This is a genomic window from Arenibacter sp. S6351L (genome assembly GCF_023016025.1).
Lineage (GTDB): Bacteria > Bacteroidota > Bacteroidia > Flavobacteriales > Flavobacteriaceae > Arenibacter > Arenibacter algicola_B.
The window spans coordinates 1-5146 of sequence record NZ_JALKBB010000063.1 but is presented as its reverse complement, the minus strand read 5'-3'; the positions used below and the strand labels follow the sequence as shown (position 1 = coordinate 5146).

General features: G+C 42.2%; 4 protein-coding genes and 1 pseudogene. All 5 read right to left on the bottom strand.

Annotated elements, in window-relative coordinates:
- Window positions 1-96: 96 nt before the first annotated feature.
- Window positions 97-495: an endonuclease domain-containing protein gene (locus MWU82_RS23780; RefSeq protein ID WP_348647011.1), complete on the bottom strand. Its 399-nt coding sequence runs from the start codon at window positions 493-495 to the stop codon at window positions 97-99.
- A gap of 412 nt (window positions 496-907) precedes the next feature.
- Window positions 908-1822 carry an FAD:protein FMN transferase gene (locus MWU82_RS23775; protein ID WP_247098219.1) on the bottom strand — a complete coding sequence of 305 codons (915 nt, stop codon included), beginning with the start codon at window positions 1820-1822 and terminating at the stop codon, window positions 908-910.
- Window positions 1823-1947: 125 nt separating this feature from the next.
- Complete coding sequence (locus MWU82_RS23770) at window positions 1948-3384, bottom strand: c-type cytochrome domain-containing protein (RefSeq protein WP_247098217.1); 1437 nt, start codon at window positions 3382-3384, stop codon at window positions 1948-1950.
- A gap of 3 nt (window positions 3385-3387) precedes the next feature.
- Complete coding sequence (locus MWU82_RS23765) at window positions 3388-4848, bottom strand: DUF1501 domain-containing protein (RefSeq protein ID WP_215949123.1); 1461 nt, start codon at window positions 4846-4848, stop codon at window positions 3388-3390.
- 5 nt (window positions 4849-4853) lie between these two features.
- Window positions 4854-5146, bottom strand: a pseudogene (locus MWU82_RS23760) (hypothetical protein); the annotation flags it as partial.

Genomic DNA, 5146 nt, shown 5'->3' with positions numbered 1-5146 from the left:
TTCTGAACACCAATTGATCCTCAAAATCACCCCTTCCGCCCCAATCCACTCGGTCGTGGATTGGTCCACCTTCCCCTAACAGGGGAAGGAACCCTGTTAATGTTCATTTCTCTTAAAATTATCCCTTATTTCTTGTAAAACGCTGGGTAAATTTTCAAAAACCATTTTATTTTCAAAACGGATAACCTTGTATCCCTTCCCATTCAAAAATGCAGTTCTTTTGTCGTCATTTTCGACTACGATTGCATGATTATGTACCTCTCCATCCAATTCTATTATCAAATTCTCCTGCGCACAATAAAAATCAGTAATAAAATTTCCAATACCGTGTTGTCTCCTAAATTTTCTTCCGTCCAGTTTTTTACCCTTTAATTCCTTCCATAGAAACGCTTCTGCAGAAGTCAGGTTTTTTCGAAGCTGTATTCTATTTGTTTTGGTTTCAGGTCTGTTATGTATTTTTTTAGGCTTCATATCCCTCCCAAATATAATTCTCATTTTGCTCCTTCCCTTGGCAAGGGAAGGTGGCTTTTGGACCTTTTTCGGGGGCAAAAGTCGGAAGGGATCCAGCTCCTAGCACAAATTTATCTTTCCTAAATCACCCCTTTCGTCCCAATCCACTCATCCGTGGATTGGTCCACCTTCCCCTAACAGGGGAAGGAACCCTCTATTTTTTTTCAATCCTATAATTCTCATGTATTTCCTTAATATAGCAATAACACTTGCTCCTTCCCTTGGCAAGGGAAGGTGGCTTTTGGACCTTTTTTAGGGACTAAAGTCGGAAGGGATCCAGCTCCTAGCACAAATTTATCTTTCCTAAATCACCCCTTCCGTCCCAATCCACACATCCGTGGATTGGTCCACCTTCCCCTGCTAGGGGAAGGAGCCCGTAATTATTTGTAATCTTATTTCAATCCTCAACTATATAATTTAAAAATCCAGAACTATTCCACTGCTGGTATGACCCAGGTACATCCTCCACCATAAACACCTCCAAATTCATTGTTTCCTGAACAATTTTACTGCCTTCCCCTATACCCAGGACACTTAATGCCGAAGCATAAGCATCTGCCATAGTACCATTGGGGGCAATAGTCGTTACCTGTATATTATTGCTCAACCCCATGCCATTCTTAGGATTGATGATATGCGAATACCGCTTCCCATCGATCACGGCATACTGGTACAAATCCCCAGAAGTGGCCACAGCCTGATTTTTCAACTTTATTTTCCGGAAAACTTCTTTTCCGTTCTTGTCATAATAGCTAAATCCTAAAACCCAAAACTCCTTATTGGGCGGGGCATTGCTTACCGTAACATCTCCCCCCATATCTACCAAAGCCGCATTTATTCCATTACTCTTCAGCAGGCTAATGGCCTCATCCGCAGCAAACCCCTTTCCTATCCCGCCAACATCCAATTGCATTCCTTCTTGTTTTAACCTTACCGTATTCAACATGGGGAATTCCAGATTGCCATAACCGGTTCTTTGTTGTGCGGGCTTTATTTCAGCCATTGAAGGTATTTGTCTATTTTTCCTAGCCTTTTTCCATAGTTCAATAAGCGGACCTAGGGTAATATCGAAAGCACCATTGGTCTTTGCAGCATAGTCCCCTGAAATTTGCAATAATCTAAAAAGGTCATTGCTAACTGCAACGTTTATATTTGAACCACTGCTAAGCTTATTAATTTCACTATTAGGAAGGTAATTACTTAAAGTGCTATTAAGTTCATCTATTCTAGCGAAAACCAATTGGGCAATGGAATCTGCCCTGGCCATATCTTCATTGTGGTCATAAAAAACCAGACCAATTTGCGTACCCATTTGTTGGTGGGTATACTCATACCTGGCTTGGGCCATTGATAACGAATGAAAGGTAATAAGTAAAATGACAATTGGAATACGACAAGTCATACACATCCTAAGTAATTAATAATCTACTTACGAATTTACTGTATACTATCCACAATGGTGTCCTTCTCTATAAATTCCATTTTAAGCTCTGGATCAATTCCGTAGTCCAAATGTAAATTGGGCATGGCTTCCCTTAGCTCGGAAAGCCCTTGATCGGACATTTGCGTATCCCAAACATAAAGACTTTTAAGGCCTTTGAAATCCTTTAGAATGGCAACACTTTCATCGCTAATGCCTGTTTCATATGCCTTTAATACCCTTAAATTTTCAAGCCCGGTTATTTTTGCAAACTCGGCATCCGTGATGGGGGTTCGGTCCACTTCCAACCACTCCAAATTTTTGCACATTGCCACTAGTTCCATTTCTTTTTCGCCAAGAGGGATTCCGCTCAAATCCAATTCAACAATATTATTGGCAATCCTCTTTAAATCCGTAATATTCTTCGAATCGTATTCTGGTGGCAGGTATACAGATATACTCAAAGCCTGCGAATTACTGGCAATCCTTTTAATTGTAACATAATCTGAAGCCAAATTTTGCAAAGTGCTGTCCGCTACTTTGGGAAGTTTTGCCCATGAATTCTTTGTACCGGAATCCATCATTTTTTTGACCATTCCTACCAAAGGTTCACTGTTATCCAAATGACTCAACTTTAAAGTGTCCGAAGCGCCCAAGGCTATCCAACGTTCTAAAATTTGTATTTCATCATCTGTTAAAGGTTTCTTGCCTTCCGGAGGCATATGTTCCTCGTCTTCCACAGGCAAATGTAGGCGCCTAATTAGTTCGCTTTTCTCTGGATCCCCCGAGACCAAAGCTGGTCCACTTTCTCCTCCTTTAATAAGCTCGCTTATACTGGTCATCAGTAGCTCTCCCTTTTTCTTGTTCGGATTATGGCAACCAATGCAATTATTGTCCAGTACCCTATAAACTATATGTTCATAAATTAAAGGATCATCGGGAATCTTCTCCAATTTCTTACTTCGCGGCAAGGCCAAAAAATCCTCCCCATGTGTAATCATTCCCCCATAATGGCCAGTGAGTCCCACCAATAGAATCAACACCACTTGTATTCCCTTTACCAGATAGGTTTGTTGTAAATGATTGGTACTCAACCAATACCATACAACTGCCAAAATAGCTACTCCGGCCCCCATCCATTGGTGCCAAAAAAGAAGGTCGCCCTTTGGTACGGATTCCGTTCCCAAAAAGAATCCCGTAATAGCGGTAACCAGCGCGGATAGTGTAGCAATTGTAAGCAATAGCTTAGGTACTATCTGATTGAAAAGACCTATAACGGCGGCCATTAGTAATAAAACAATGGGAAAATGTAGGATCAAAGGATGCCAACGCCCTAACCAGGCCACAAGACTGGGAAGATCTATAAAAGATTCGAAAATTAAACAGAAAACAAGAAATACAGTAAGACCGAAAATAACATAATCGACCCAAGGAGTACTATTTTTTTGAGCCATATACTATGTTAAGATATCTTTTACAACATTACCGGCAACATCTGTAAGCCTAAACCGACGTCCCTGATATTTATAAATTAATTGTTCGTGATCCAGTCCCAGATTATTCATGATAGTGGCATGGAAATCGTTGATATGAACCGGATTTTTCACAATATTATACCCAAATTCATCGGTTTCCCCATAAGTAATACCCGGTTTAATACCGCCTCCCGCCATCCATATACTAAAAGCTCTTGGGTGATGGTCCCTACCGTAATTTTTAGGATCAAAATTACCTTGACAATAATTGGTCCTTCCAAACTCTCCACCCCAAATAACCAAGGTATCCTCCAACATGCCACGCTGTTTTAGATCCAGGATAAGGGCCGCAGATGCCTGATCCACATCCTTGGCCTGTCCTGCCATTTCATTGGGCAGGTTGCCGTGTTGGTCCCAGCCCTGATGGTACAACTGTATAAAGCGTACCCCATTCTCCGCTAGCCTACGGGCCTGAAGACAATTGGCCGCATAGGTTCCGGGAACCTGGGAATCTTCCCCATATAACTTTATAATGGATTCCGGTTCTTTTTTAATATCCATGACATCGGGTACCGACATTTGCATCCTATAGGCCATTTCATATTGAGCTATCCTTGATTCTATCTCGTCGTCGCCGGTTTCAACATGATGTATTTTATTAAGTGAAGATACATGGTCCAACAAATGGCGCTTATCGGAACGAGAAAGTCCATCCGGATCGTTCAAATACAGCACTGGATCCTTCCCTGAGCGCAACAGTACCCCTTGATGCTTGGAATCCAAGAATCCACTGGACCAAAGCTTGGAGTATAGGCCTTGGCTATTTCCCTTCCCTCTAGAGGTAAGCACCACAAATGAAGGCAAATTTTGATTTTCACTTCCCAAGCCATAACTCATCCAAGAACCCATACTTGGCCTACCTGATTGCTGACTACCCGTCTGAAAAAAGGTAATGGCCGGATCGTGGTTGATAGCCTCGGTGTGCATACTCTTAACAATACATATCTCGTCCGCAATTTTCGCAATATGAGGGAAAAATTCGCTTACCCATGCCCCACTTTTACCGTGTTGGGCAAACTTGGCCGCCGAAGGCATTAAAGGAAATTTATCCTGACCAGAGGTCATACCGGTAAGCCTTTGCCCGTTCCGTATAGATTCTGGCAAATCTTCTCCCATACGCTTGGTAAGGGTAGGTTTATAATCAAAGGATTCCAACTGTGATGGAGCCCCGGATTGAAACAAATAGATTACCCGTTTTGCCTTTGGGGCAAAATGGGGAATTCCCAATGGCTGACTCGCCAATGGTTTGGGGCCACCCTTAAAAAGGTCTGGGATCAACAAAGAGCCCAAAGCCAAAGAACCGATTCCTACACTTAATTGCGAAAAGAAGTGCCTTCGGTTTACCTTGAGGGGATTTTCAGAATTTGTTTTGTCTTCTTCCATAATCGTTATTCTTTGGTAATTGTTTCGTCCAAATTGTAGATTACCTGGGCCGTCAACATCAGCGCGGCAGTTTTTGCCGGATCCGTATCCAATCTTTTATATTCTCCCTGTGCAATCAACTTTTCGGCATTCTCCTTGTCGTTCAAGAACTTGTCCAGGGCATCGGTATAATATTCCTCCAAGACCTTTTTTTCCTCCTCCTCGGGATTCCTAACCAAGATACGCTGAAATACCGTGGTGACCCACTGTTCCGCATCTTTGGTATCCGCAATGGTATTTTCGGCCAATACCCTGGCAG

What these genes read in the sequence shown, in the direction of transcription:
- MWU82_RS23770 (WP_247098217.1), bottom strand. Translation starts at nt 3,384, where the DNA reads ATGGCTCAAAAAAATAGTACTCCTTGGGTCGATTATGTTATTTTCGGT.
- MWU82_RS23765 (WP_215949123.1), bottom strand. Translation starts at nt 4,848, where the DNA reads ATGGAAGAAGACAAAACAAATTCTGAAAATCCCCTCAAGGTAAACCGA.
- MWU82_RS23780 (WP_348647011.1), bottom strand. Translation starts at nt 495, where the DNA reads ATGAGAATTATATTTGGGAGGGATATGAAGCCTAAAAAAATACATAAC.
- MWU82_RS23775 (WP_247098219.1), bottom strand. Translation starts at nt 1,822, where the DNA reads ATGGGTACGCAAATTGGTCTGGTTTTTTATGACCACAATGAAGATATG.